The organism is Xanthomonas sp. 3498 (genome assembly GCF_014199795.1).
GTDB lineage: Bacteria > Pseudomonadota > Gammaproteobacteria > Xanthomonadales > Xanthomonadaceae > Xanthomonas_A > Xanthomonas_A rydalmerensis.
In genome coordinates, this window is record NZ_JACHOH010000001.1 from 299,245 (window position 1) to 324,713 (window position 25,469).

Genomic DNA, 25,469 nt, shown 5'->3' on the forward strand with positions numbered 1-25,469 from the left:
GCTCAGGCGGCGGCTTGCCGGAATTCGGGGGTGCGCGACAGCAGCGACAGGGAGAACACGCCCCAGTCCTGGGCGTCGCCGCGGAAGGCGCGGTCGATGAAATGCGCGTAGCGGCCCTGGGCCAGATCGCCCGGCTCCACCGCCTGCGCCTCGGTGAAACTGCGCTGGCCGAACAGTTCGTCGATGGTCAGGGCCACGTCGCCGCCGCTCTGGCGCATGATCAGCACGCGCTGGCCTTCCTGCAGCGTGGTGCGCTCGCCTTCCAGGAACTGCTTCAGGTCGACCACCGGGAACAGGTTGCCGCGCAGGTTGCCCACGCCGAGCAGCCACGGCTGCGCGCCCGGCACCGGGGTGACCGGCGGCATGCGCACGATCTCCACCACTTCGCGAAAATCCGACACCAGGTGGCGCTTGCCGACGCGGTAGCCGACCCCGCGCCAGACGTCGTCGTCGAACGCGCGTTCGGGCATCTGCACGGCGTGCGCCAGGCTGCGCCGCTCGTAGGCCTCGAGGATGTCGAAGGGCGAGCGCATGTCAGCCCACCAGTTGCTTGATGCGGGCGATCAGCTCGTCTTCCCGCGGCGGCTTGACGATGTAGTCGGTGGCGCCCTGGCGCATGCCCCAGACCTTGTCGGTCTCCATGCTCTTGGTGCTGATGATCAGCACCGGAATGTGCCGGGTGGCCTCGTCGCGCGACAGCGCGCGGGTGGCCTGGAAGCCGCTCATGCCCGGCAGCACCACGTCCATCAGCACCAGGTTCGGCGCCTGCTCGCGCACCAGCTTGATCCCGTCCTCCGCGTTGTCGGTGGACAGCACCTGATGCCCGGCTTTTTCCAGCCATTGCGTAAACACCGCCCGGTCGGTCGGTGAGTCCTCGATCAACAAGATACGGGCCATTGCTGCCTTTCCCCCTGGTCAGGCGTTGACGTATGTACGGATCGCGCCCAGCAGCTCTTCGCGTGTGAAGGGTTTGGTGAGGTACTGCTCGGACCCGACGATGCGCCCGCGCGCCTTGTCGAACAGGCCGTCCTTGGAGGACAGCATGATCACCGGCGTGGCCTTGAACAGCTGGTTGCCCTTGATCAGCGCGCAGGTCTGATAGCCGTCCAGCCGCGGCATCATGATGTCCACGAAAATGATCTGCGGCTGCTGGTCGGCGATCTTGGCCAAGGCCTCGAAGCCGTCGGTGGCCGTCACCACTTCGCACCCTTCGCGCTTCAGCAATGTTTCGGCGGTACGACGGATTGTTTTCGAATCGTCGATCACCATCACCCGCAAGCCTGCGAGTTCCCCACCCGCAGTCGTGTTTTCACTCATCACTTGCCCCCAAGCGCGCGACGCTTCATCGGATCCGGCTTCGCTGCGAAACGCCATGTATCCCAAGACCCGCTGCGACTGTCAAGGCCGCCGCTGCCGGTCTGCGTTGAACCACGTAACAGCACAAACTATGTCACAGTTTTGCGGATAACGTGCGACACCGCGCGGCCGCGCCCGACACCCGGTGCGCGGCGCGTCCGCCGACCCGCTACCATCTTCCGCTCAGTCTCTCAGGTGCCCCCATGCCGTTCGATGTCATCGTGGTGATGGACCCCATCGCCAGCATCAAGATCGCCAAAGACACGACCTTCGCGATGCTGCTGGAAGCGCAGCGCCGCGGGCATCGACTGCACTACGTGCGGCCGGGCGGGTTGACCCTGCGCGACGGCCGCGCGCTGGCCCAGGCCGCGCCGCTGCGGGTGCGCGACGACAAGGCCGGCTGGTTCGAGCTGGACGCGTTCGCCGAGCTGACGTTCGGGCCCGGCCAGGTGGTGCTGATGCGCAAGGACCCGCCGTTCGATGCCGAGTTCCTCTACGACACCCACGTGCTGAGCGTGGCCCAGCGCGCCGGCGCGCAGGTGGTCAACGACCCGCAGGGCCTGCGCGACTTCAACGAGAAGTTGGCCGCCCTGCTGTTCCCGCAATGCTGCCCGCCGACCCTGGTCAGCCGCGACGCCGCCACGCTGAAGGCCTTCGTGCTCGAGCACGGCCAGGCGGTGCTGAAGCCGCTGGACGGCATGGGTGGGCGCTCGATCTTCCGCAGCGGCACCGGCGACCCCAACCTCAACGTGATCCTGGAGACGCTGACCGACGGCGGCCGCAAGCTGGCCCTGGCGCAGCGCTTCATCCCGGACATCAGCGCCGGCGACAAGCGCATCCTGCTGGTCGATGGCGTGGCGGTGGACTACTGCCTGGCGCGGATTCCGCAGGGCGACGAGTTCCGCGGCAACCTGGCCGCCGGCGGCCGCGGCGAAGGCCGCCCGCTGAGCGAGCGCGATCGCTGGATCGCTGCCCAGGTCGGCCCGGAGATGAAGCGGCGCGGCATGCGCTTCGTCGGCCTGGACGTGATCGGCGATTACCTCACCGAGGTCAACGTCACCAGCCCCACCTGCGTGCGCGAGCTGGACGCGCAGTTCGGGCTCAACATCGCCGGGCTGCTGTTCGACGCCATCGAGGCCTACCCGGCGCGATGAGCGCGGCCGCCGCGACGCCCGCGCCGCGCATCGGCGAGCGCGAACGGCTCAGCGCCACCCTGGTGCTGTCGCTGATCGTGCACGGGCTGCTGATCCTCGGCGTGGGCTTTGCGATCGACGACGACGCACCGCTGGTGCCGACCCTGGACGTGATCTTCAGCCAGACCAGCACGCCGCTGACGCCGAAACAGGCCGACTTCCTGGCCCAGGCCAACCAGCAGGGCGGCGGCGACCACGACAAACCCCAGCGCCCACGCGACAGCCAGCCGGGCGTGGTGCCGCAGCGCCAGGACGGTCTGGCGCCGCAAGCGCTGCGCGCGCAGACCGCGGCCGCCGCACCGGAGCCGACCCCGCGCGTGGTCAGCAGCGCGCGCGGCGAGCAACGGCTGCCGGCGGCCCAGACCCAGCCGCGCACCGATGAGCCGCAGCGGCCGGTGGACGCGCAGCGCGAACAGCGCGATGCCGAAATGGCGCGACTGGCGGCCGAAGTGCACCTGCGCTCGGAGCAGTACGCCAAGCGCCCGAACCGCAAGTTCGTCTCCGCCAGCACCCGCGAATACGCCTACGCCAACTACCTGCGCGCCTGGGTCGACCGCGCCGAGCGCGTCGGCAACCTCAACTATCCCGACGAAGCGCGGCGACGCCGGCTCGGCGGCCAGGTGGTGATCAGCGTCGGCGTGCGCCGCGACGGCAGCCTGGAAAGCAGCCGCATCCTGCGCTCCAGCGGCGTGCCGATGCTCGATGCCGCCGCACTGCGGATCGTGCAGCTGGCGCAGCCGTTCCCGCCGCTGCCGCGCACCGACGACAACATCGACATCCTGCAGGTCACCCGCACCTGGGTGTTCCTGCCCGGCGGCAGCCTGGTCGACGACCGCTGAGTTGCGAGTACAGGCAGTAGCCCCTCTCCCGCGGGGAGAGGGTTGGGGTGAGGGTCCGGCCGCCCGCAACGCCTGGCGGTCGCAAACAGGTCAAGGCTTCGCCCCGTACCCTCATCCGCCCCTTCGGGGCACCTTCTCCCGATGGGAGAAGGAGAAGCGCTCGCCCCTCTCCCACCGGGAGAGGGGTTGGGGTGAGGGTGCGGCCGCCCGCAAAGCCTCGTGGTCGCAAACAGGTCGAGGCTTCGCACGTACCCTCATCCGCCCCTTCGGGGCACCTTCTCCCGAGGGGAGAAGGAAAGGCGCTGCCCCTCTCCCACCGGGAGAGGGGTTGGGGTGAGGATACGGCCGCCCGCAACGCCTGGCGGTAGCAAACAGATCGAGGCTTCGCCCCGCACCCTCATCCGCCCCTTCGGGGCACCTTCTCCCGAGGGGAGAAGGAAAGCGCAGCCCCTCTCCCACCGGGAGAGGGGTTGGGGTGAGGGTACGGCCGCCCGCAAAGCCTGGTGATCGCAAACAGGTCGAGGCTTCGCCCGTACCCTCATCCGCCCCTTCGGGGCACCTTCTCCCGAGGGGAGAAGGAGAAGCGCTCGCCCCTCTCCCACCGGGAGAGGGGCTGGGGTGAGGGTACGGCCGCCGCAACGCCTGGCGGTCGCAAACAGGTCGAGGCTTTGCCCGTACCCTCATCCGCCCCTTCGGGGCACCTTCTCCCGAGGGGAGAAGGGAAGCGCTGCCCCTTTCCCCTCGGGAGAGGGGTTGGGGTGAGGGTACGGCCGCCCGGAACACCCGGCGGGGGAGCGACATAACCATTGCTGCCGCCGACATAACGACGCGGCATTTCTGTGATGGCGTCCCATTAAGGTTAATGGAGCGGGGGAACGTTACCGCGCACACCGCATCATCCAGGACGGGCGGATTCGAGTCGGCGCGGCGGTCCCCGCCCCACCACTACCATCCGAGCCGCCCCCGCATGCACCACCACCGCTCCCTCCGCAGGCGCGCCCTGCTCGCTCTGGCACTGAGTGCCGCCCTCGCCCTGCCGCCGGTCCAGGCCCAGTCCACCACCGGCGCCGTCGCCGGCCAGGCGCCCGCCGATGCACAGCGCATCCTGGTGCGCAGCGACAGCGGCCTCAGTCGCGAGGTCGCTGTCGATGCGCGCGGCCGCTACAGCATCGGCCAGTTGCCGCTGGGTACCTACACCATCATCGCCAAAGGTGCCGACGGCAGTGTGTTGGGCAGCCGCGACGGTGTCGGCCTCACCGTCGGTGCCGTCACCGACGTCTCCTTTAGCCCCGCCACCACCAGCCTGGCCGGCGTGCAGGTCAGCGCCGACCGCGCCGCCGCCGCGATCGACGTCAGCAGCGTGGACTCGCGCACGGTGATCAACGCCGAACAGCTGCAGCGCCTGCCGCTGGGCCGCTCGGCGGAGGCCATCGCGCAACTGGCGCCCGGCGTCGCCGGCAACAGCGGCAGCGGTACCTACATCGGCCCGACCGGCGCGCAATTGCTCAGCTTCGGCGGTGCCTCGTCGGCGGAGAACGCGTATTACATCAATGGCTTCAACACCACCGACCCGCTGCGCGGGCTGGGCGGGCTGACCCTGCCCTACGGCAGCATCGATCAGTTGGAGGTCTATACCGGCGGCTACAGCGCCAAGTACGGCCGTTCCGACGGCGGCGTGCTCAACGCCGTCGGCAAGCGCGGCAGCAACGAATGGCATTTCGGCGGCCAGGCGACCTGGGAACCGGACGGCCTGCGTTCCGCGCAGAAGGACGTGTATGCGCCCGGCAACGGCGCGCTGTATCGGCCGGACAGCAAGAGCGGCTCCACGCTCAGCAGCCAGAGCCTCTACGCCGGCGGCCCGCTGATCCAGGACCGGCTGTTCTTCTTCGGCGCCTACGAACTGCAGCGCCAGGACGGCGATCGCTTCTACGGTGCGCGCGAGACCATCCCAGGGCCGTACTACTACGACTACCAGTACCGCCGGCCGAGCTGGTACGCCAAGCTCGACTGGAACATCAGCGACAGCCAACTGCTGGAGATCACCGGCGCCTCCAGCCGCTACATCACGCGCGGCACGTACTCCCAGTACAGCGGCCGCGACATCGGCGCCCTGCGCGGGGATGCCGACACCACCAAGACCGGCGGCGACCTGTGGAGCGCCAAGTACACCGGCTACCTCACCGATCGGCTGACCTTCAGCGCGCTGTACGGCCAGCAGCGTACCGACGATTACAGCCGCAATCCCAGCTACAACGGCACGCTGACCTATCTCTCCAGCCCCGGCTTCCAGAACCCGGCCTACACCGGCGGCACCCCGATCACCAACGCACAGACCACCTCGCTGCTGGTCGACCCCACGCGCGGCAACCGCACGGACAACCTGCGCCTGGACCTCAACTACGCCATCGGCGCGCACAGCATCACCATCGGCATCGACAACCAGAACGCACGCGCGCTCAACCGCGGGTCGGTGGCCTCCGGCGACGGCTATTACTGGATCTACGGCCAGGCCAGCCCCAACGTGCCGATCAACACCGGGCTTGGCGTCCCGGCCACCGGCGGCTACCCCAACGGCCAGGACGGCTATTACGTGCGCAAGTACATCTACAGCGCGCTGGCCTCGGTGCGCTCGGCGCAGCGCGCGCAGTACGTGGAGGACAACTGGCAGGTCAACGACCGGCTGCTGCTCAGCCTCGGCCTGCGCCTGGACCAGTTCACCAACTACAACCGCGACGGCGCGCCGTACATCAAGCAGACCAGCGGGCAGTGGGCGCCACGACTGGGCTTCAGCTGGGATGTCGACGGCGATGCGCGCTTCAAGGTGTACGGCAACGCCGGCCGCTACTACCTGGCGTTGCCACTGAATCCGGCGTTCAACGCCGCTGGCGCCACCCTGGCCACTTCCACCTACTACACCTACGGCGGCATCGACGCCAACGGCTACCCGACCGGCCTGACCCAGATCTCCGGCGCGGTCTCGTCCAACAACTATTACGGCATCCTGCCCGATCCCAAGACCGTCGCCACGCAGGGCATCAAGCCCTCGTTCCAGGACGAGTTCATCCTCGGCTTCACCAAGGCGTGGGGCGACAGCTGGGTCTACGGCGCCAAGGGTACCTACCGCGTCCTGCGCAGCGGCGTGGACGACTACTGCGACAGCGAGACCGTGTTCGCCGCCGCCGCGGCGCAAGGGCACACGGTGACCCTGGACAGCAATCCGGTCAGTTGCTGGCTGATCAACCCGGGCCGGGCCAACACCTTCACCCTGGTCGACACCTCGGGCAACTACGTCAAGGTGCCGCTGAGCAACGCGCAGTTCGGCTTCCCCGCGTTCAAGCGCAACTACTACGGACTCAACCTGTCGCTGGAGCATCCGTTCGACCAGCGCTGGTACGGCCGCTTCGACTACACCTGGTCGCGCAGCTACGGCACCACCGAGGGCCAGTTGCTGTCGGGCATCGGCCAGACCGCGGTATCCACCACCCAGGCCTGGGACTATGCGCAGCTGATGGAGCACACCAACGGCCCGCAGAGCAACGACCACACCCATCAATTCAAGTTCTACGGCTACTACCAGATCAACCCCGCATGGCTGGTGTCGGCCAACCTCAAGCTGATCTCCGGTTCGCCGTTCAGTGCACTGGGTTCCTACGGCCCCGACCACAGCGACCCCTCCGGCTATGGCATTGCCTATCACTACTACGATGGTCAACCGGCGCCTCCAGGCAGCCAGGGTCGCCTGCCGTGGCTGCAGCAACTGGATCTCGGCGTGTCGTGGCGGCCGGCCTACGCCGAGCGCAAACTGGCCTTTACCCTGGACGTGTTCAACGTCTTCAACGGCCAGGCCACATTGTGGAAGTACCCGTACTCGGAGACGGGCCCGGGGAACCCGGACCCGGTGTATGGCGCGGCCCTGCTGCGCCAGGCGCCGCGCTCGCTGCGGTTGAGCGTCAGCTACGACTACTAAGCGTGGCTGACAAAACGTCGCGAGCAGTCGCCAGGTCGGTGGCGTCCGCGCCCGCCTGGCGGCTGCGCAGTCGTTTTGTTGGCCGCTCCGAGGCGCGCTGGCGGTGCGCACGGGTGCCGGCCGCTGGCGGCCGCTGGCGGCCGGCACCCTGCACGGCCTCAGGGTGCGAGGCTGGCCGCGTGCAGGCGATCGGCCAAGGCCATGATCTCGGCGGCATCCTGCACGCGCGTGCGCCAGGCCGCGGGGATCCCATCGAGGCCGTAGAAGGCGCCGGCCAACTGTCCGCAGATCGCCGCGGTGGTGTCGGCGTCGTCGCCCAGGTTGGCGGCGCGCAGCACCGCGTCGGCGAAGCACTCGGTGGTGGCGAAACACCACAGCGCCGCCGACAGGGCATCGACTACGTAGCCGGTGCCGCGGATCTGCGTTGCCGGCACCGCCGCGTGGTCGCGCACGGCCAGCGCACGCAACGCCGGGGTCTGCATCGGTGGTGCGTCCGCCGGCTGCAGAACGTGCGCACGAGCGTCGCCGCGCAGCGCGGCACGCAGCTGGAAGGCGAACAGCCGGCTGGCATCCAGCACCTCGGCCGCGGCATGGGTGGTGCGGGAACTGTCGGCGGCGCGCTCGGCCAGTTCGTCGGGGCGCTGCGCATAGAACATCGCCACCGGCGCCAGCCGCATCAGCGCGCCGTTGCCGGCCGCGCGCGGATCGTCGCTGCCGCTGAACGCCGGCCCGCCCTGCAGGTAGCGCTCCAGCGCCGCGCGCACGGTGTTGCCGATGTCGAAACACGTGCCGGTGCTGCTCAGGTAGCCGTGCCGGTACCAGTTGCAGTAGCGGTTCATCTGGTCGGCGGCGTCGAAGCCCTGCCGGTACAGCAGGCTGTGGGCCAGGCACAGCGCCATCGAGGTGTCGTCGGTCCACTGCCCCGGCTGCAGCTCGAACGGGCCACCGCCGACCATGTCGTCGATCGGCGCGAAGCTGCCGGGCGCCTTGAATTCCAGCGTGGTCCCCAGCGCATCGCCCACCGCCAGCCCCAGCAGACAGCCGCGGAAGCGGTCGCCAGGCGCAACGCCACCGGTCATCGTGCGGCCCGCTGCGCCTGTTGCTCGGCCAGGGTCAGGGCGACGTTGTCGCGCAGGTAGGCCGGCTCGGCGCGTTCCGGCGCGATCCCGTCGCCGCGCGCGTACGCGGCCGCGGCGAGGGTCAGCACGTCGGCGGCGTGCGGCAGCGCCTGCGCATCGGCGCTGCGCCAGTGCGTGCCGAAGCGACGCTGCAAGCTGCCATCGACCGCCGCCAGCCCGGTACCCACCGCGGCCCAGGCCGCCTCCGGCTCCGGCAACACGAAAGCTTCCGGATTCAGCACCTGCTCCGCGGTCAGGGCCTGCAGGCTGCCATCTGCCTGCCGCGCGTAGGCCGCGGCGTAGACCTCGCCCATGCGCGCATCGATCGCCGCCAGCACCCGCGGCGCATCCGCTGGCGCGCGCAGCGCCAGCACCTGCAGCGTGGACACCGGCAACACCGGCAGGTCCAGAGCCAGGGCGATGCCCTGCGCGACCGCGATCGCCAAGCGCACCCCGGTGAACGCGCCAGGGCCGCGGCTGAAGGCCACCGCATCGAGCTGGCGGCGGCCGATGCCGGCCTCGGCCAGCAGCTGCTCGGCCCAGGGCAGCGCCAGTTCGGCATGCCGCCGCGGCGCCAGTTCGAAGCGCTCCAGCACGCGGTCGCCGACCAGCACGGCGACGGAGCAGGCTTCGGTGGAGGTTTCGAAGGCGAGGAGGTTCATTGAGAAGCCGGGATTGGGGATTCGGGATTGGGGATTCGCAAAAGCAAGAGCGGCGCGCCGGCTAGTCGGATGGCGGCGACGTGCCCGTGTCGGGATTATCGCCCAGCGTCGGGACTTCGGCGGCGAAGAACTGGCGGACGTCCTCCACGTCGCGGGTGCGGGCGAACGGCGGTAGCGACTCCAGGAAGGTGCGGCCGTATGACTTGCTCAGCAGGCGCGGGTCGCACAGCACCAGCACGCCGCGATCGCGCTCGCTGCGGATCAGCCGGCCCACGCCCTGCTTGAGCGCGATCACCGCCTGCGGCAACTGTTCGTCGCGGAACGGGTTGCCGCCGTCGCGGCGGATCGCGTCCAGGCGCGCTTCGAACACCGGATCGTCGGGGGCGGCGAACGGCAGCTTGTCGATCACCACCACGCTCAGCGCATCGCCGACCACGTCCACGCCCTCGCGGAAGCTGGCCGAGCCGAGCAGCACGCCGTTGCCGGAGGCGCGGAAGCGTTGCAGCAAGGTCGCGCGCGGCGCCTCGCCCTGCACGAACAGCGGCCAGGGGCCGTCGCGCAGTGCCTCGGCCGCCTCGCGCAGCGCGCGGTGCGAGGCGAACAGCAGGAAGGCACGGCCCTGCGAGGCCTCCAGCACCGGCTGCAGCGCGGCGATCAGCGCCGTGCCGAAGCCGCGCGCGGCGGGATCGGGCAGCGCCGGCAGGTAGCACAATGCCTGCCGCGCCCAGTCGAACGGGCTGGGCTGCAGCAAGGTCATCGGGTCGCTCAGGCCCAGGCGCGTGGCGATGTGCTCGAACTCGCCCTTCACCGCCAGCGTCGCCGAGGTGAACACCCAGGCCGCGCGCGAGGCCTCGCGGTGCGCGCGCAGCGGCCCGGACACATCCAGCGGCGTGCGCTGGCAGCGGAAGCCGCGCGGGGTCAGCTCGTACCACAGCACGTCGTTGGACGGTGCGTCCGCTTCCGGCTCGGCCTCGAAATCCGGAATCGGCGCATCCTCGCCGAGCCAGCGGCCCAGCCGCGTGCGCAGTTCGCGCGCGCGCGCCGCGCAGGCGTCGAAACCGGGCGAGGCCTCGCGCAGCACCGCCAGCGGCTCCTGCAGCCGCGCCAGGTCGGCCAGCAGCGCATCGAAGCCGTCGCGCACCTGTGGCTTGGCCAGCAGCCGCCACTGCGTGCCGCGCGCCGGCAGGCCCTCCATCGCCGCGCGCAGTTCGCGCAGGGTCTGCTCGATCGCCTGCACCGGCGCCTGCAGGCTGGCCAGCGCGCCGGCGACATGGCGGCTCTCGGCCACGCAATCGCGCGCCAGTTCCTGCAGCGGGCGCATGCCGAAGCCTTCGCCAAAGAAATTCGCCGCCAATTCCGGCAACTGGTGCGCCTCGTCGATCACGAAGGCCTGCGCGCCGGGCAGGATCTCGCCGAAGCCCTCCTGCTTCAGTGCCAGGTCGGCCAGCAGCAGGTGGTGGTTGACCACCACCAGGTCGGCGGCCTGCGCGCGCTGCCGCGCCTGCACCACGAAGCACTCGCCCCAGAACGGACACTCGGTGCCCAGGCAGTTGTCCACGGTGGAGGTGACCAGCGGCAGCAGCGGCGAATCGTCGGCCAGCGCGTCCAGTTCGGCGATGTCGCCGAAGCGGGTACGCCCGCTCCAGGCGACGATGCGCTGGAACTGCGCGACCTGCTCGCGCGCAGTGAACCGCGGCTCGCCGCGGGCCTGCTCCAGGCGGTACTTGCACAGGTAATTGGCGCGCCCCTTCAGCAGCGCGCTGCTCAGGCCCACGCCCAGCGCCGCCCGCACCCGCGGCAGATCGCGGTGATAGAGCTGGTCCTGCAGCGCACGGGTGCCGGTGGAGACGATGGTCTTCAGCCCCGACAGCAGCGCCGGCACCAGATACGCATAGGTCTTGCCGGTGCCGGTGCCGGCCTCGGCGAGCAACACGTCGCGCTGCTCGAACGCCTCGGCGATCGCCGCGGTCAACCGCAACTGCGCCGGCCGCGGCACGAAGGCATCGAGCTGGCGCGCAAGCGCACCGCCTTCGCTGAGCGCTTCGGTGCTGGCGTGGGCTAAGGACATGGGGGTGCTGCCGGGATTGGGGAGTCGGGATTGGGGATTGGTAAAAGCAGAAGGCGTGCGCGTCGCGGATCAGTGCGTTCGCCCAACAAGCCGCAGGACACGCCAACCAGCGACTTCAGCCGGCAACGCGCGGAAATGCGCTCTTACCAATCCCCAATCCCAACTCCCCAATCCCTGCCGTCAGTACCTCTTGATCCCCGGCACCGTGCACCCCGCGATCTGCGCATGCGCCGAGGCGGCGTTTTCCTTCTGGCCGCGGGCCAGGCGCGCCTGTTCGATGGTCGCCCAGTGGCGGCGGCACAGCGGGCCGGTCTGCGAACCGAGGTCGATGGCGCGCTTGGCGAAGGCTTCGGCCTGCGCATCGTCCTTCTGCAGCAGCGCCACTTCGGCGCGGTCCTGCAGCAGCGCCGGGTCCTCCGGCACCAGCTTCAGCGCCTGATCCAGCGCCGCGGCGGCACCGGCCAAATCACCGGCGGTGCGCTTGCGCTTGGCGCTCTCGCGCAGGTCCTCGACTTCCGGATCGCGCAGCGGCTGCACACTCAGCTCGGTGTCGTCGGCGCCGCCGCTGGCGTCGATCGCGGCGATGCGCTGCGCCGGCGTGGTGGTGTCCACCGGCGCGGCCGGGGGCGGCGGCGGCGGCGCGCTGACGCAGGAGGCGAGCAGCAGGCTGAGGGCGGCGATGGCGGGAGTACGTGGGGTCATGAGCGGTATCCGGAATCCGGGAATCAATGCGCCGGCGGCGGCGCGGCCGCGTCGGCAGGCGGGTCTTTCTTCTTGTCCAGGCCGAACCAGCTGCGCCAGCCACCGCCCTGGCGCTCGCCCTCGGCGGGCGCGGCCTCTTCCGGCAGCGCCTGCGGCGGCGTGCAGGCGGCATACGCGGGCACGAAACCGACCACGAACGGGAACTGGCGCGCGCCGGGGCAGCTCGGGTCGGTGCTGTTGTATCCCACCGGATCCATCCACTGCCAGTCGATGCCCTTGCCCTGCACCTGCAACGGCGCGCTCGGCAGCCGCGAGAAGATGCCCGACCACACCCGCATCGCGCCGGTGGCGCCGTACAGGCCGGTCTGCTTGTTCTGGTCGTTGCCGATCCAGATCACCGCCAGGTGATCGCCGGTGTAGCCGGCGTACCAGCTGTCCACGCCGTCGTTGCTGGTGCCGGTCTTGCCGGCCGGCGACAGCTTGCCCAGGCCATCGCTGAGCAACTGCCGCGCGGTGCCGTTGCTGACCACCTGCTGCAGCGCCATGCCGACCAGGTTGGCGGCGATGGAGTCGCCCTCCTGCGCCGGCGCCGGGGTCTTGTCGTAGCGCTTGAGCAGCTTGCCCTGCGGATCGAGCACGCCGCGCACCGCATGCAGCGGTTGGATCTCGCCGCCGGAGGCCAGGAACTGGTACAGCTGCGCCATCGCGTACGGACTCTGGTCGGTCGCGCCGAGAATCAGCGAGGGATTGACCTCGGCCTCGATGCCGGCCAGCACCTTCACCAGCTGCGCCACGCGCTCCGGCCCGACCTGCATGCCGATGCGCACCGTGGCCTGGTTGTAGGAGTGCGCCAGCGCATCGACCACGCGCACCGTGCCATGGCTGCGGCCGTCGGAATTGCCCGGACTCCAGTTGCGGCCGCGGCCCAATTGCACGGTGACCGGGGTGTCGTCGACCCAGCTGGCCAGCGAATAGCGGTCCGGCTGCGCCAGCGCCAGCAGGTACACGAACGGCTTGAGCAGCGAACCGACCTGACGCTGCGCCTCGATCGCGCGATTGAAGCCGGGCTGGGCCACGTCGCGGCTGCCGACCACCGCCAGCACCTCGCCGTTGTGGGTGTCGGTGAGCACCAGGCCGGCCTGCAGCGGCGGGCGCTTCTTGTTGGTTTCCAACGACGTGATGGTGCGGGTCACCGCGCCCTCGGCATAGGCCTGCGCCGACGGCGACATGCCGGTGAGCACGCTCAGGCCGGCGCCCTGCAGCGCGCTTTCCGGGTAATCGCGCGCCAGCTGGCGCCGCACCAGGTCGACATAGGCCGGGAAGCGGTTGGCGGCGACCAGGCCGGGATTGGCCGGCACGCCCAGCGGCGCGGCCAGCGCCTTGCGATAGGTCGGCTCGTCGATCAGCTCGCTCTCGCGCAGCTTGCCCAGCACGAAGTTGCGCCGATCCAGCGCGCGCTCGGGATAGCGCCGCGGGTCGTAGTAGGACGGCCCCTTGACCAGGCCGATCAGCAGCGCCACCTGTTCCGGCGCCAGCGCGTCAAGTTCGCGACCAAACCAGAACTCCGCGCCCGAGGCCACGCCATGCACCGCCTGGCTGCCGCGCTGACCCAGGTACACCTGGTTGAGATACGCCTCCAGGATGGTGCGCTTGTCGTAGCGCGCCTCCATGATCAGCGCGTAAAGGATCTCGTTGAACTTGCGGGTGACGGTCTGTTCCTTGCCGATGCCGAGCAGGCCGCTACGCGCCAGCTGCTGGGTCAGGGTGCTGGCGCCCTGCCGGCTCTTGCCGCCGGAACGCACCATCACCCAGGCCGCGCGGACCATGCCGCTGAGGTCGATGCCGTGGTGCGAGTTGAAGTCGCGGTCTTCCACCGCCTGCAGGCCGGTGACCAGCAGTTCCGGCACCTCGTCCACGCGCACCAGGCGCCGCTCTTCCTGCTTCTGTCCGTACAGCGTGGCGATGCGCGCCGGATCCAGGCGCGCGGCCTTGAGCGACTTGCGCGTCTGCGCATCGCGCAGCGCCACCACGCGCCCCCCGCCCAGACCGACCTCGATGCGGCGCGGCGCGACCCGGCCGTCGACGTCGACGTAGCCGCGACTGGCGATGACGAAGCGGCTGCCGTCCTGCTGATAGCTGCCGGGACGCTCGGCGCCGGCGTCGGCGCGATAGCTGGCCGCATCCAGTTCGGTCTTCAGCGTCTGCGGGTCCATCGCCGTGTCCGGCGCCAGCACCAGCGGCCGCGCGTACACGCGGGTGGGAATCTGCCAGCGCAGTTCGCCGAACCGCTGGGTGACCTGCTTGTTCAGATAGACCGTATACGGAATCAGGAAGCCCAGGCCGAGTGCGGCGGCGGCCAGGCCCCAGGTGAGCAGACGCCGGCGCCATACTGCGGCGGGGCTGTCCAGGGCGTCGTCCTGATCGTCGGTGTCGTGATCGTCGTAGCGTCGGGGCACGGGAATGCGAGAATGTAAATTCCGCCGAGTCTAGCGCAGCCCAGCGGGCAGCGCGGCGCGGGGGCCTCTTCGTTTAAGTTGGAGTGGTACCGGATGTCGATGTCGTGGGCGAATGCGCGCTACGCCCTGAACCGCCTGGCCGGCCTGGTCCGGCGCGGCCTGACCAGCCTGCGCACGCGCGGCTGGCGCAGCACCTGGCAACGCCTGCGCGTGCATGCGCAACCGCTGCCGCCGCCGCAGCGCGCGCTGTTCACGGTGGCGCCTGCACCGTTCGCGCCGTTCGCGGTGCCGAACAGTCCGGCGCCGCTGGTCAGCATCGTGATCCCGGTCTACAACCACGTCGACCATACCCTCGCCTGCCTGCGCGCGCTGGCCGCGCACCCGCCGGCCGCGCCCTGCGAGATCCTGGTGATCGACGACGGCAGCAGCGACGCCACCGCGCAGTTTTTGCCGCAGGTGGTCGGCCTGCACTACCACGTGCGCGAGCGCAACGGCGGCTTCATCGCCACCTGCAACGACGGCGCCGCGCGCGCGCAGGGCCGCTACCTGGTGTTCCTCAACAACGACACGGTGCCGCAGCCGGGCTGGCTGGACGCGCTGCTGGACACCTTCGCGCAGGTGCCGGAGGCCGGCCTGGTCAGCGCGCAACTGCTGTATCCCGACGGCCGCCTGCAGGACGCCGGCGGCACGGTCTTCGCCGACGGCAGCGCGTGGAGCTACGGCCGCTTCGAATCGCCCGACGATCCGCGCTACGCCTACCTGCGCGACGTCGACTACGGCAGCGGCGCGGCACTGGCGATCGAACGCGCGCGCTTCCTGGCACTGGGCGGCTTCGACACCCGCTACATGCCGGCCTACTACGAAGACACCGACCTCGCCTTCGCGGTGCGCGCCGCCGGCTTGCGCACACTGGTGCAGCCGGCCAGCCGCGTGGTGCACGACGAAGGCACCAGCAACGGCACCGACACCAGCAGCGGGGTCAAGGCCTACCAGGTGCGCAACCGCGCGATCTTCGCCGCCAAGTGGGCCGAGGTGCTGCCGCAACACCTCGCGCCCGGCGAGGTGCCGACGCCGGCCCTGTTGCACCGGCAGCAGCGCCAGGTGCTGATCCTGGACGAAGCGCTGCCGCAGCCGGACCGCGACTCCGCTTCGCTGCGCCAGCTCAACCTGATCCGCCTGCTGCTGCAGGAAGGCGCGCACGTGGTGTTCGTGCCCAGCGAGCGCAGCTATGCCAGCCGCCACAGCGAGGCGCTGCAGCGGCTCGGCGTGGAGGTGTGGTACGCGCCGTATCTGAAGAACCTCACCTGGTTCCTGCAGCAGCACGGCACGCGGTTCCACAGCGTGCTGCTGGTGCGCCACCACGTCGCCCACGCCTGCCTGCCGCTGCTGCGCCGGTTCGCCCCGCAGGCGCGGCGGCTGTTCGACACCGTGGACCTGCACTACCTGCGCGAGCGCCGCGGCGCCGAACTCGCCGGCGATGCGCGCCTGTTGCGCGAGGCCGAGCGCACCCGCATGCGCGAGCTGGAGGTGATGGCGCAGGTCGATGTGACCGTGCTGGTCAGCGCGGTCGAACGCGAACAGCTGCAGCGCGAGGCGCCGCAGGTACGCACGGCGCTGATCTCGAACCTGCACGAGGTCGCCGGCCCCGGCCTGCCGTGGGCGCAGCGCCGCGACCTGGTGTTCGTCGGCGGCTTCCGCCATGCGCCCAACGTGGACGCAGTGCGCTGGTTCCTGCAGGAGGTGTTCCCGGCGGTGCGCATGCGCCTGCCGGAGGTGCGCTTCCACTGCATCGGCGCGGACATGCCGGAGGACATCCGCCGCCTCGGCGAGGCCACCGCCGGTGTCGAACTGCTCGGCCACGTGCCCGACATCGCCGCCTACATGGATGGCATGCGCATCGCCGTGGCGCCGCTGCGTTTCGGCGCGGGGGTCAAGGGCAAGGTCAACCTGAGCATGGCCCACGGCCAGCCGGTGGTGGCCACCGCGTGCGCGGTGGAAGGCATGCACCTGCGCGACGGTGAGGACGTGCTCATCGCCGACGACGCCGCGGCGTTCGCGGACGCCATCGCGCGGCTGTACGCCGATCCGGTGCTGTGGCAGCGGCTGGCCGACAACGGCCTGCGCAACATCGAGACCCACTTCTCGCTGGACGCCGCCCGCGCCACGGTACGTGAGGCGTTCCTGGACTGAGCCCCGACGGGCGTTGCGGTCTATCGGGTCGGGACTGAAGTCCCTCCCACAACGGTGCTGCGGGCATGGTCGCTGCTTGGGCCATGTGGGAGACGAGCAGATCCTTGACCTGCAGCGGCTATCGCCAAGGATCGCGTTGGGCGATGCAGAGCACGACGCACAGGTACAGATACACAACGATCACCGGCATTTCCGAGCGCCCCCTGTGGGAGGGACTTCAGTCCCGACGCGCCACGCCACCAGCCGAGTGACGCCCCCTGAACCTCACCGCCCGCGCTAACGCCCGGGACTGAGGCTGCGCAGACGGCGCTCGAAGGCCGCCAGTTCCGGGGTGGCCGGATCGATCGCGCGGGCGCGCTGCAGCGCCTGCCGCGCGAAGGCGGCATCGCCGCCGCTCAGGCGCTCGTCGCCGACCGCCAGCCAGCGCTGCGCCAGGCGCCGGCGGGCGCTGGCCAGGCCGTTGCCGCCCGGCGCCAATGCGCGCCAGGCGTCGTAGCAGGCGCTGGCCGCCAGCACCCGGTTGCCGCGCATGGCATCGTCGAAACAGCGCCGCAGCGCCGCCAGCACGCGCTGCTCGGCCGCGCGCACCCGCGCATCGCGCGGCGCCAGGATCTGCGCCGCCAGCAAGCTGTCGTAGGCGCTGGCGCCAGGCGGGGTCAACCAGTCGCTTCGCGCCTCGGCGGCCTGCAGATCGGCCAGCAGGCGCTGCAGGCGCCGCTCGCGCTCGGCCGGCGATATCCGCGATTGCGGCGTCGCCTGGCTCTGACGGGCACGCTGCAGCGCCTGCCTGGCATCGGCCAGGGCACGACTGTCGGGTGCCAGCGCCTGGCCCTTGCGCAGCGCGCGCTCGGCCTCGCCGAAACGGAAATCGGCGGCGGCACGGCTCGCCTGCAGGGCATAGGCCGCGGCCACCCGCTCCAGGCCGTCGTTGGCGCCGGCCGCATCCGGCACCGCCGCACGCCACTGCGAGAAGGCACGCGCCGCCGCGTCCAGGCGCTGCCGGCGCAGGGCCTGTTCGGCCTCGCGCTGCAGGCGCTCCAGCGCCCGATTCAGTTCCGCCTGGGTCTCGGGCAGGTCGACATGGCCGGCGTCGTAGCCGCGCGCGCGTTCCACCAGCGCCGCGGCGCCGGCCAGGTCGCCGCGCGCCAGCGCAGTACGCGCGTGCTGCAGCAGTTCCGACAGCGCATCCTCGCGGCCTTCCAGCGCCGCGGTGCGCTCCGGGGCGAACTCGAGCACCCGCTGGTACAGCGGCAGCGCCGCGTCCGGGCCATCGTCCAGATGCCCGTCGCGGCGCGCCTGCGCCGCCCGCTGCAGCAGTTGATCGATGCCGGCGTGCGCGGCCTCGCGCGTGCGCAACGCCGCCTCGATGCGATCGGCATCGGCGCGCGGCACCTGCAGCGCGCGCGCCAGGGCCAGCGCCGCGTGCGCCTGCGGGTAGCGGCCGGCGGCCAGCGCCGCGCGCGCCTGCCCGAGCGCCGCGCGCCCGGTCGCGGCCAGCCCGACGCGCGCCTGCATGCGATCGCTGTCCAGCGCCAGCGCGGCCTCGAAACGCTCGCGCGCGCCGCTGCCGTCGGCGGCGCTGAGCCGGCCCGCGCGCAGTGCCGCGTGGCCCTGGTCGAGCAATTGCTGGATGCGCGTCTCCGGCCAGATCAGGTCGGCCAGCGGAAGGCGGAACACCACCACGGCCATGCCCAGCACCAGCAGCACCGCCAGCGCCCAGCGCCAGACACGCCGATCGCGCCACAGCGGCACTGGCCGCTGCCTGCGCTCGGGTTCGTCCCTGACCTGATCTGGCGGCATGCTCACCGCGCAAGCTTAGCGTTGCGCCGATGACGAACAGCTGTGCGTGGCGCCAGCCACCCACCTGGTTGGCGGACCGGCCGCAGGCACGCCTGAGGCCGCCCCCGCAGCCGCCTCAGCCCAGCCGCCGCGCCTCGTGCACGCCCGGCAGCGCATCGAGCTTGCCGAGCAAGGTGGACAGTTGCCCGTAGTCGCCGACCTTCAGCCGCAACCGCAGTTGCGCCAGGCCGCTGTCGCGCACGTTGTCGCTGTTGATCTCCAGCACGTGCGCCTCTTCCTGGGCGATCAGGTTGGTGATGTCCTTCAGCAGCCAGCGCCGGTCCACCGCGCGCACCAGCACGTCGACCTCGTAGCCGCCGCCGGCCTGGCCCCACTCCACCGGCAACACGCGCTGCGGGTTGCCCGCGGCGAGCCGCGCGAATGCGGCGCAGTCGCTGCGGTGCACGGTGACGCCGCGGGTACGGGTCAGGTAGCCGGCGATCGGCTCGCCGGCCACCGGCTGGCAGCAGCGCGCCAGCTGCACCAGCAGATTGCCCACGCCCTGCACGGTGAACTTGGACTTGCCCAAGCCGGTGCGGCGGGCGGTCGGCCGTGGCATGGCCGGCGCGGCCGGCTGCGCCGCGGCGCGCTCGGCCTCGTGCAGGGCGCGCCCGACCTGACTGGGGCCGACGTCGCCCAGCGCGACCTGGATGTACAGCTCCTCCACGCCATCGGCATGGAACTTCTTCGCCGCCGGCAGCAGGTCGGCCTGCTGCAGCCCCAGGCGCTTGAGTTCGCGTTCCAGCAGTTCCTTGCCGGCCTGCACGTTGCGCGCGCGGTCGAGCTTGTGGAACCAGGCGCGCACCTTGTCGCGCGAGCGTCCGCTGGCCAGGTAGCCGTTGGCCGGCAGCAGCCAGTCGCGGCGCGGCTCGGCTTCCTTGCCGGTGAGGATCTCCACGCGGTCGCCGCTGCGCAGCTTGTGGGTCAGCGGCACGATGCGGTTGTTGACCTTGGCGCCGCGGCAGCGGTGCCCGACCATGGTGTGCACGTGGTAGGCGAAATCCAGCGGGGTGGCGCCCTGCGGCAGGTCGATCACCTCGCCCATCGGGGTCAACGCATAGACCCGGTCCTCGACCAGCTCGGCATCCAGCGCGCCGGCCAGCCCACCCTGCTCGCCGTCCTGCGACTGCTCCAGCAGCTGCCGCATCCAGGTGATCTTGCGGTCGAAGGCCTTCTCCGCGCCCTTGCCGCCTTCCTTGTATTTCCAGTGCGCGGCCACGCCCAGCTCGGCCTGCGCGTGCATGTCGTGGGTGCGGATCTGCACCTCGATCGTGCGCCCTTCCGGGCCGACCACCGCGGTGTGCAGCGAGCGGTAGTCGTTGGCCTTGGGCCGGGCGATATAGTCGTCGAACTCGCTGGGCACCGGCGCCCACAGCGCGTGCACCACGCCCAGTGCCGCATAGCAGGCGGCGACGTCGTCGACCATCACCCGCACCGCGCGCAGGTCGTAGAGCTGGTCGAAGGCCAGGCGCTTCTTCTGCATCTTCCGCCAGATGCTGTAGATGTGCTTGGGCCGCCCGCTGATCTCCGCGCGCAGGCCCTGCTCGGCCAGCGCCTTGGACAGGATCTTCTTGACCGCCTCGATGTAGCGCTCGCGCGCCACCCGGCTCTCGTCGACCTCGCGGGCGATGCGCCGGTAGGTGTCCGGCTCCAGGTGCCGGAACGCCAGGTCCTCCAGCTCCCATTTCAGCTGCCAGATGCCCAGGCGGTTGGCCAGCGGCGCGTGGATGTCGCGGGTCAGCTGGGCAAGTGCGCGGCGCTGCGCCTCCGGTGCCTTGTCGGCCACCCGCATCTGCGCCAATTGCCGCGCCAGCAGGATCGGCACCACCCGCAGGTCCTGCACGATCGACAGCAGCAGCCGGCGCAGGCCCTCGCTGTTGCGCCCGGCCTCGCGCCCGGCGTGCAACGCCCACACCTGGTCGGCGGCGTCCTGCGCGTCCAGCAACCCGGTGACCGCCTGCGCCCGTGCCGGCGGTTCCACCGGCAGCTGCGGCAACTGTGCGCGCAAGCCCGGCAGGTCGAACAGCAGCGCGGCCAGCAGCGCGGCCTCGTCGGCGGACAGCAACGCCAGCGCGTCCAGGGTATCGGCCAGCACCGGCCACGGCAGCCGCGGTGGCTCGGGCTGGTCCTGCCAGGCTTGCAACAGCGCCGCGCGCAGGGCGGGCGCCAGGGTCGCGGCCGCCGGGCGCTGCAGCAACGCCTCCAGGCCGGAGTGGGCGGTGTGGTTCAAGGACGGACGCAGTCGACGAAACGGTGCCGCCTACACTAGCGCGCTTGTGCGCGTTCTCACAATTGCGCCGACGGCGCGCCCGCGGCGTGCGGCGCAGATACGCACCGCCAGCTCACTGTGACCCGGTTGCGACTTGCAGCGCTTTTACCGGAATTTCACAACCGCCCCGACCCCCGCGCCTATGCTCGAACGCGACGGCCACCCGCTGCTGTCCTGCATGCGCCGCGGCCGTCGACCCCTAGACCGACTCGAAGAGGAACGCACATGAAGAAGTGGAACAAGCCTGTGATCCGCGAGATCTGCGTCGGCGCGGAAATCAACTGCTACGCCTCCGGCGAGCTCTGACCCGCGCGCTCCTCCCTTCCCGCGACCGACGCGCGACCGGCCATGCGCTAAAGACGGAGACCGGATGCACCTCATCGTATTGGGATCGGCGGCAGGCGGAGGGCACCCGCAGTGGAACTGCCACACGCCCGCGAGCCAACGCGCGTGGCAGCAACATCCGGGTGCCCAACGCCGTACCCAGGCCAGCATCGCGGTCAGCGTCGACCGCCAGCGCTGGCTGCTGATCAACGCCTCGCCCGATTTTCGCCAGCAGGTGCTGGCCACCCCGGCGCTGTGGCCGCAAAGCGAGCAGCGCCATTCGCCGATCGAGGCGGTGCTGCTGACCAGCGGCGAGATCGACCACATTGCCGGCCTGCTGTCCATGCGCGAAAGCCAGCGCTTCGACCTGTACGCCAGTGGCCGTGTGCTCGAGCTGCTGGCGCAGAACCCGGTGTTCGACGCGCTGCACCCGGCCTATGTGCATCGCCACCCCTTCGCCCTGGACACGCCGCTGTCGCTGCTGGGGCTGCAGGTCACGCCGTTCGCGGTGCCGGGCAAGGTGCCGCTGTTCATGGAGTCCCGCCACAGCGGCGACCTGGCCGGCTCCGCCGAGGAGACGCTGGGCCTGACCATCGACGACGGCCGGCACCGCGTGCACTACATCCCCGGCTGCGCCGTATTGACCGATGCCCTGCGCGCGCGCCTGCGCGGCGCCGAGCTGGTGTTCTTCGACGGCACCCTGTGGCGCGACGACGAACTGGTGCAGCTCGGCGTCAGCGTCAAGACCGGCCAGCGCATGGGCCACATGAGCATCGATGGCGAGGCCGGCACCCTGCGCGCCTTCGCCGACCTGCAGGTGGCACGCAAGGTCTTCATCCACATCAACACCACCAACCCGATCCTCGACGCCGCCTCCCCCGAGCGCGCCACGGTCGCCGCGCACGGCTGGGACGTGGCCCACGACGGCATGGAGATCGCACTGTGATCCCGCACCACACAGCCCCTGCGAGACCGAGCCCGTGACCACATTGCTCAGCCCCGAGCAGCTGGAAACCGCGCTGCGCGCGATCGGCGCGCGGCTGTACCACGACCAGCATCCCTTCCACGCCCTGCTGCACAGCGGGCGCCTGAACCGCGGCCAGGTCCAGGCCTGGGCGCTGAACCGCTACGAGTACCAGCGCTGCATCCCGCTCAAGGACGCGGCGATCCTGGCGCGCATGGACGACCCGGCGCTGCGCCGGATCTGGCGCCAGCGCATCGTCGACCACGACGGCAGCGCCGACGGCGAAGGCGGCATCGCCCGCTGGCTGCACCTGACCGACGCGCTGGGGCTGGATCGGGAGTTGGTGCAGTCCGGCCGCGGCCTGCTGCCCGGCACCCGCTTCGCGGTGCAAGGCTACCTGCACTTCGTACGCGAGAAGAGCCTGCTCGAGGCCATCGCGTCGTCGCTGACCGAACTGTTCGCGCCGGGCATCATCAGCCACCGCGTCGCCGGCATGCTGCAGCACTACGATTTCGTCTCGCGCGAGGCACTAGCGTACTTCGAGCATCGCCTGCACGAGGCGCCGCGCGATTCGGACTTCGCCCTCGACTACGTCAAGCGCCACGCCGACACCGTGGAGAAGCAGCAACTGGTGCAGGACGCGTTGCGCTTCAAGTGCGGCGTGCTGTGGTCGCAACTGGACGCGCTGCACTTCGCCTACGTGCAGCCGGGTGTGGCCTGGCCGGACGCGTTCGCCCCGGACCCGGCGCAGGCCCCGGCATGAGCGTACTGGACGCCAGCAGCCAGCCACGGCTCGCCGCCGGCGTGCGCCTGCAGCACGACCGCGCCCGCGCGCAATGGGTGCTGCTGGCGCCGGAGCGGGTGATCGAACTGGACGAGATCGCGCACGCCATCGTCTCGCGCTGCGATGGCAATCGCAGCCTGGCGACGATCGCCGCGGAACTGGCCGCCGAATTCGAGGCCGACCCGGACGAGGTCGCACGCGACGTGTGCGAGCTGGCGCAGCAGTTGCACGCCAAGCGGTTGCTGCGCGCATGAGCGCGCCGGTGCCGCCGCCGCTGTCGATCCTGCTGGAGCTGACCCACCGCTGCCCACTGGCCTGCCCGTACTGCTCCAACCCCATCGAACTGGCCGGCCTGCGCGAGGAACTGGACACCGCCGGCTGGCGCTCGGCGCTGGACCAGGCTGCGGCGATGGGCGTGCTGCAGGCGCATTTCTCCGGCGGCGAACCGATGCTGCGCAAGGATCTGCCCGCGCTGGTCGCGCATGCGCGCGCGCTGGGCCTGTACAGCAACCTGATCACCTCCGGCGTGGCTGGCGGCGCGCCGATGCTGGCCGCCCTGGCCGCGGCCGGGCTGGAACACGTGCAGCTGAGTATCCAGGACGCCGACGCCGCCGGCGCCGACCGCATCGCCGGCTACCGCGACAGCCTGGCGAAGAAGCGCGCGTTCGCCGCGGCAGTGCGCGCCCTCGACCTGCCGCTGACGATCAATGCGGTGATCCACCGCCACAACGCCGAACGCGTGCCGGCGATGATCGAGCTGGCGCTGGACCTCGGCGCCGAACGCCTGGAAGTGGCCCATACCCAATACTACGGCTGGGGCCTGCGCAATCGCGCCGCGCTGATGCCCAGCCGCGCGCAGATCGACGCCACTGTCGCCGCGGTGGACGCCGCCCGCCAGCGGCTGCAGGACCGCCTGCACATCGATTTCGTCACCCCCGACTACTACGCGCACCGGCCCAAGGCCTGCATGGGCGGCTGGGGCCAGCGCTTCGTCAACATCTCCCCGCGCGGCGACGTGCTGCCCTGCCATGCCGCCGAGACCCTGCCGGACATGGTGTTCGAGAACCTGCGCACACGGCCGCTGGCGGCGATCTGGGAAGACGGCGAGGCCTTCGTGCGCTTCCGCGGCAGCGCGTGGATGCCGGAGGTGTGCCAGGGCTGCCCGAAGCGCGAGATCGACTGGGGCGGCTGCCGCTGCCAGGCGCTGGCGCTGAGCGGCGACGCCGCCACGCTGGACCCGGTCTGCGAACGCGCCCCGGCGCACGCCGCGCTGCAGGCGCTGGCGCAGCGCGAGGCCGCCGCGCCGGCGCCGGACTTCGTGTACCGGCGGCCGCCGCGCGCGCCGGCCACAGCCGCCGCCGCCGACGACTGAGCTGTCGAGCCGGCGTGGCTGGCGGCAATCTTGCCGGCCACGCGCCGTCACGACGTGCGGCTACATTGCAGCGCATTCCGCTGCCCGGATTGCCGCCACGGCCATTGCGCGCCTGGCTTCCAAGTTGAAGAACCACGGCTTCTTCGGCGCCGGCACCCACGATGGAAAGTACAGGCGGCAAAAAGCAACGTCATTTCGAAAGACGACCGGGGCGCGGAAGCTTTTCCCTCATCCCGAAAACCAGGCGCAGCCATGCAAACCTGCGCAGGCTTCCCTCGTAGAGCACAAGGCACGCGGCCATGCTGAGGAGCAGGATGACGACGTATTTGATCCAGGGTCCCCACGAACACTGGATGACGTAATAGCCGAGGATGACAATGATCGTCTGGTGCAGGATGTAAACGGGATAGCTGGCGTCTTTCGCCCAGGCAAGCACCCGGTTCGTCCGCGAGAGATAGCGGTAGCCGTAACCGAGAAACACCATCATCCATAGCCAGGTGAAGACATTGGCGCCCACCTGATCGATCAGGGAGTCGTGCTCGATGACCCCCAGACTGAACAGCGAGATCAACGAGAAGAACGCCGCCAGCCCCAGGACCAGCGACCACCTGCGCATATCGGAGAGCCACTTCCAGACACCGGGCATGGATGCCATGAAGTATCCATATGCCGTCAGCAGCAGGTATTGGCCGAAGATGTACCAATCGCTGACGAAATTGTGCGTCTCCGGGAACCGCGGCTTCAGCAGGGCTTCGTTGATGCCGAGCGGAATTCCCAGCAGGAACAGCCACGTTCCTGGCACGATCCGCCTTGCGGCTCGCCTCCACCACAGCATGCCGGGAAGCAGCAACAGGACGTACGCGTAGAGGTACAGGATGAACCACAGGTGGTGCCAGCCGAAATCCCCGGCCGGGTAGAACTTCAATTGCAGAACGCGTGTCAGGTAGAAATCCAGATAGCGTCCGCTCCATTGTCCATGCAGCAGCCGCTCGTAGTAGATCTGCGGCGGCACGACCAGGAACATGCCGACGATCAGCGGCAAAAGCAGCTTCTTCGTCCGTTCCTGCAGGAACTGCCCGGTACTGCGCCGCTGCAGCGCGAACCACATGCCGGCCCCTGCGACGACGAACAGCAACGGCATGCGCAAGCGGTGGGCGATATCCATCGGCCATTGCAGCGACGGAATGGTCTGGCTGTTGACGATATGCCAGCCCCAGCCGACGAAGATCATCCCGGTATGGAAGAAGAACAGGACGAAAATGGCGATGACGCGCAACCAGTCCAGGAAGTCGTAACGTTCCTGCGGGCGTGTGGTGGCAAGCATCGATTGGGCCCCTGTTCTCCGCGATACCAGGGAGCCTGAGCG

Annotated in this window: 19 protein-coding genes; 8 read left to right on the forward strand and 11 right to left on the reverse strand. The window is 70.4% G+C overall.

Annotated elements, in window-relative coordinates; all coding sequences use genetic code 11:
• Positions 1–2: 2 nt before the first annotated feature.
• From GGR66_RS01200 to pilG, 3 genes are read right to left on the reverse strand one after another with little or no spacing between them, the layout of a single operon-like run.
• On the reverse strand, positions 3–533 hold the full coding sequence (locus tag GGR66_RS01200; protein WP_160965644.1) for a chemotaxis protein CheW: 531 nt from the start codon (positions 531–533) through the stop codon (positions 3–5).
• A gap of 1 nt (position 534) precedes the next feature.
• Positions 535–897 (reverse strand): response regulator, encoded by a 363-nt coding sequence (locus GGR66_RS01205; protein ID WP_026144622.1) that lies wholly within the window; start codon positions 895–897, stop codon positions 535–537.
• 18 nt (positions 898–915) lie between these two features.
• Positions 916–1,317, reverse strand: a complete 402-nt coding sequence (gene pilG / locus GGR66_RS01210) for a twitching motility response regulator PilG (protein ID WP_003472648.1) — start codon at positions 1,315–1,317, stop codon at positions 916–918.
• 242 nt (positions 1,318–1,559) lie between these two features.
• Here pilG and gshB point away from each other — a divergent pair, with 242 nt between their 5' ends.
• From gshB to GGR66_RS01225, 3 genes are all read left to right on the forward strand, one after another.
• Positions 1,560–2,510: a glutathione synthase gene (gene gshB / locus GGR66_RS01215; protein WP_184446929.1), complete on the forward strand. Its 951-nt coding sequence runs from the start codon at positions 1,560–1,562 to the stop codon at positions 2,508–2,510.
• On the forward strand, positions 2,507–3,388 hold the full coding sequence (locus tag GGR66_RS01220; RefSeq protein WP_167087983.1) for an energy transducer TonB: 882 nt from the start codon (positions 2,507–2,509) through the stop codon (positions 3,386–3,388). Before gshB ends, GGR66_RS01220 begins: the two co-directional genes overlap by 4 nt.
• A gap of 967 nt (positions 3,389–4,355) precedes the next feature.
• Entirely contained in the window at positions 4,356–7,355 is a 3,000-nt protein-coding gene (locus GGR66_RS01225) for a TonB-dependent receptor (RefSeq protein ID WP_184446930.1), read from the forward strand.
• Between the two features lie 158 nt (positions 7,356–7,513).
• On the opposite strand, the gene GGR66_RS01230 is transcribed toward GGR66_RS01225, so the two are convergent.
• The 5 genes from GGR66_RS01230 to mrcB all read right to left on the reverse strand — a co-directional run bounded on the left by GGR66_RS01230 (position 7,514) and on the right by mrcB (position 14,361).
• On the reverse strand, positions 7,514–8,434 hold the full coding sequence (locus GGR66_RS01230; protein WP_184446931.1) for an ADP-ribosylglycohydrolase family protein: 921 nt from the start codon (positions 8,432–8,434) through the stop codon (positions 7,514–7,516).
• Positions 8,431–9,135 (reverse strand): tRNA (adenosine(37)-N6)-threonylcarbamoyltransferase complex dimerization subunit type 1 TsaB, encoded by a 705-nt coding sequence (tsaB, locus tag GGR66_RS01235; protein ID WP_160969779.1) that lies wholly within the window; start codon positions 9,133–9,135, stop codon positions 8,431–8,433. Before tsaB ends, GGR66_RS01230 begins: the two co-directional genes overlap by 4 nt.
• A 61-nt stretch (positions 9,136–9,196) precedes the next feature.
• Positions 9,197–11,203: an ATP-dependent DNA helicase gene (locus tag GGR66_RS01240; RefSeq protein WP_184446932.1), complete on the reverse strand. Its 2,007-nt coding sequence runs from the start codon at positions 11,201–11,203 to the stop codon at positions 9,197–9,199.
• Positions 11,204–11,383: 180 nt separating this feature from the next.
• On the reverse strand, positions 11,384–11,905 hold the full coding sequence (locus GGR66_RS01245) for a tetratricopeptide repeat protein (RefSeq protein ID WP_184446933.1): 522 nt from the start codon (positions 11,903–11,905) through the stop codon (positions 11,384–11,386).
• 23 nt (positions 11,906–11,928) lie between these two features.
• Positions 11,929–14,361, reverse strand: a complete 2,433-nt coding sequence (gene mrcB / locus GGR66_RS01250) for a penicillin-binding protein 1B (RefSeq protein ID WP_160969785.1) — start codon at positions 14,359–14,361, stop codon at positions 11,929–11,931.
• 93 nt (positions 14,362–14,454) lie between these two features.
• Between mrcB and GGR66_RS01255 the strand changes: the two genes are divergently transcribed.
• Complete coding sequence (locus tag GGR66_RS01255; protein WP_184446934.1) at positions 14,455–16,551, forward strand: glycosyltransferase; 2,097 nt, start codon at positions 14,455–14,457, stop codon at positions 16,549–16,551.
• A gap of 276 nt (positions 16,552–16,827) precedes the next feature.
• Here GGR66_RS01255 and GGR66_RS01260 read toward each other — a convergent pair whose 3' ends face one another.
• Positions 16,828–18,303 (reverse strand): hypothetical protein, encoded by a 1,476-nt coding sequence (locus GGR66_RS01260; RefSeq protein ID WP_326520897.1) that lies wholly within the window; start codon positions 18,301–18,303, stop codon positions 16,828–16,830.
• Between the two features lie 163 nt (positions 18,304–18,466).
• A complete protein-coding gene (locus GGR66_RS01265) occupies positions 18,467–20,620 on the reverse strand; it encodes a bifunctional (p)ppGpp synthetase/guanosine-3',5'-bis(diphosphate) 3'-pyrophosphohydrolase (protein WP_160969789.1) in 2,154 nt (717 codons plus the stop codon).
• Between the two features lie 409 nt (positions 20,621–21,029).
• On the opposite strand from GGR66_RS01265, the gene pqqB reads away from it, so the two are divergent.
• Genes pqqB through pqqE form a run of 4 tightly spaced genes read left to right on the forward strand, consistent with a single transcriptional unit; the run spans position 21,030 to position 24,103 of the window.
• Positions 21,030–21,929: a pyrroloquinoline quinone biosynthesis protein PqqB gene (pqqB, locus tag GGR66_RS01275; protein WP_184446935.1), complete on the forward strand. Its 900-nt coding sequence runs from the start codon at positions 21,030–21,032 to the stop codon at positions 21,927–21,929.
• A gap of 34 nt (positions 21,930–21,963) precedes the next feature.
• Positions 21,964–22,710 (forward strand): pyrroloquinoline-quinone synthase PqqC, encoded by a 747-nt coding sequence (pqqC, locus tag GGR66_RS01280; protein ID WP_184446936.1) that lies wholly within the window; start codon positions 21,964–21,966, stop codon positions 22,708–22,710.
• Entirely contained in the window at positions 22,707–22,985 is a 279-nt protein-coding gene (gene pqqD / locus GGR66_RS01285) for a pyrroloquinoline quinone biosynthesis peptide chaperone PqqD (protein ID WP_184446937.1), read from the forward strand. The genes pqqC and pqqD overlap by 4 nt, the downstream gene beginning before the upstream one ends.
• A complete protein-coding gene (gene pqqE, locus GGR66_RS01290; protein WP_184446938.1) occupies positions 22,982–24,103 on the forward strand; it encodes a pyrroloquinoline quinone biosynthesis protein PqqE in 1,122 nt (373 codons plus the stop codon). Before pqqD ends, pqqE begins: the two co-directional genes overlap by 4 nt.
• Before the next feature lie 190 nt (positions 24,104–24,293).
• On the opposite strand, the gene GGR66_RS01295 is transcribed toward pqqE, so the two are convergent.
• Complete coding sequence (locus GGR66_RS01295; protein WP_184446939.1) at positions 24,294–25,427, reverse strand: acyltransferase family protein; 1,134 nt, start codon at positions 25,425–25,427, stop codon at positions 24,294–24,296.
• Between the last annotated feature and the right edge of the window lie 42 nt (positions 25,428–25,469).

What these genes read in the sequence shown, in the direction of transcription:
- GGR66_RS01240 (WP_184446932.1), bottom strand. Translation starts at nt 11,203, where the DNA reads ATGTCCTTAGCCCACGCCAGCACCGAAGCGCTCAGCGAAGGCGGTGCG.
- GGR66_RS01255 (WP_184446934.1), top strand. Translation starts at nt 14,455, where the DNA reads ATGTCGATGTCGTGGGCGAATGCGCGCTACGCCCTGAACCGCCTGGCC.
- pqqE (WP_184446938.1), top strand. Translation starts at nt 22,982, where the DNA reads ATGAGCGCGCCGGTGCCGCCGCCGCTGTCGATCCTGCTGGAGCTGACC.
- GGR66_RS01295 (WP_184446939.1), bottom strand. Translation starts at nt 25,427, where the DNA reads ATGCTTGCCACCACACGCCCGCAGGAACGTTACGACTTCCTGGACTGG.
- GGR66_RS01200 (WP_160965644.1), bottom strand. Translation starts at nt 533, where the DNA reads ATGCGCTCGCCCTTCGACATCCTCGAGGCCTACGAGCGGCGCAGCCTG.
- GGR66_RS01230 (WP_184446931.1), bottom strand. Translation starts at nt 8,434, where the DNA reads ATGACCGGTGGCGTTGCGCCTGGCGACCGCTTCCGCGGCTGTCTGCTG.
- GGR66_RS01245 (WP_184446933.1), bottom strand. Translation starts at nt 11,905, where the DNA reads ATGACCCCACGTACTCCCGCCATCGCCGCCCTCAGCCTGCTGCTCGCC.
- pqqD (WP_184446937.1), top strand. Translation starts at nt 22,707, where the DNA reads ATGAGCGTACTGGACGCCAGCAGCCAGCCACGGCTCGCCGCCGGCGTG.
- tsaB (WP_160969779.1), bottom strand. Translation starts at nt 9,135, where the DNA reads ATGAACCTCCTCGCCTTCGAAACCTCCACCGAAGCCTGCTCCGTCGCC.
- GGR66_RS01225 (WP_184446930.1), top strand. Translation starts at nt 4,356, where the DNA reads ATGCACCACCACCGCTCCCTCCGCAGGCGCGCCCTGCTCGCTCTGGCA.
- pqqB (WP_184446935.1), top strand. Translation starts at nt 21,030, where the DNA reads ATGCACCTCATCGTATTGGGATCGGCGGCAGGCGGAGGGCACCCGCAG.
- gshB (WP_184446929.1), top strand. Translation starts at nt 1,560, where the DNA reads ATGCCGTTCGATGTCATCGTGGTGATGGACCCCATCGCCAGCATCAAG.
- pilG (WP_003472648.1), bottom strand. Translation starts at nt 1,317, where the DNA reads ATGAGTGAAAACACGACTGCGGGTGGGGAACTCGCAGGCTTGCGGGTG.
- GGR66_RS01220 (WP_167087983.1), top strand. Translation starts at nt 2,507, where the DNA reads ATGAGCGCGGCCGCCGCGACGCCCGCGCCGCGCATCGGCGAGCGCGAA.
- GGR66_RS01205 (WP_026144622.1), bottom strand. Translation starts at nt 897, where the DNA reads ATGGCCCGTATCTTGTTGATCGAGGACTCACCGACCGACCGGGCGGTG.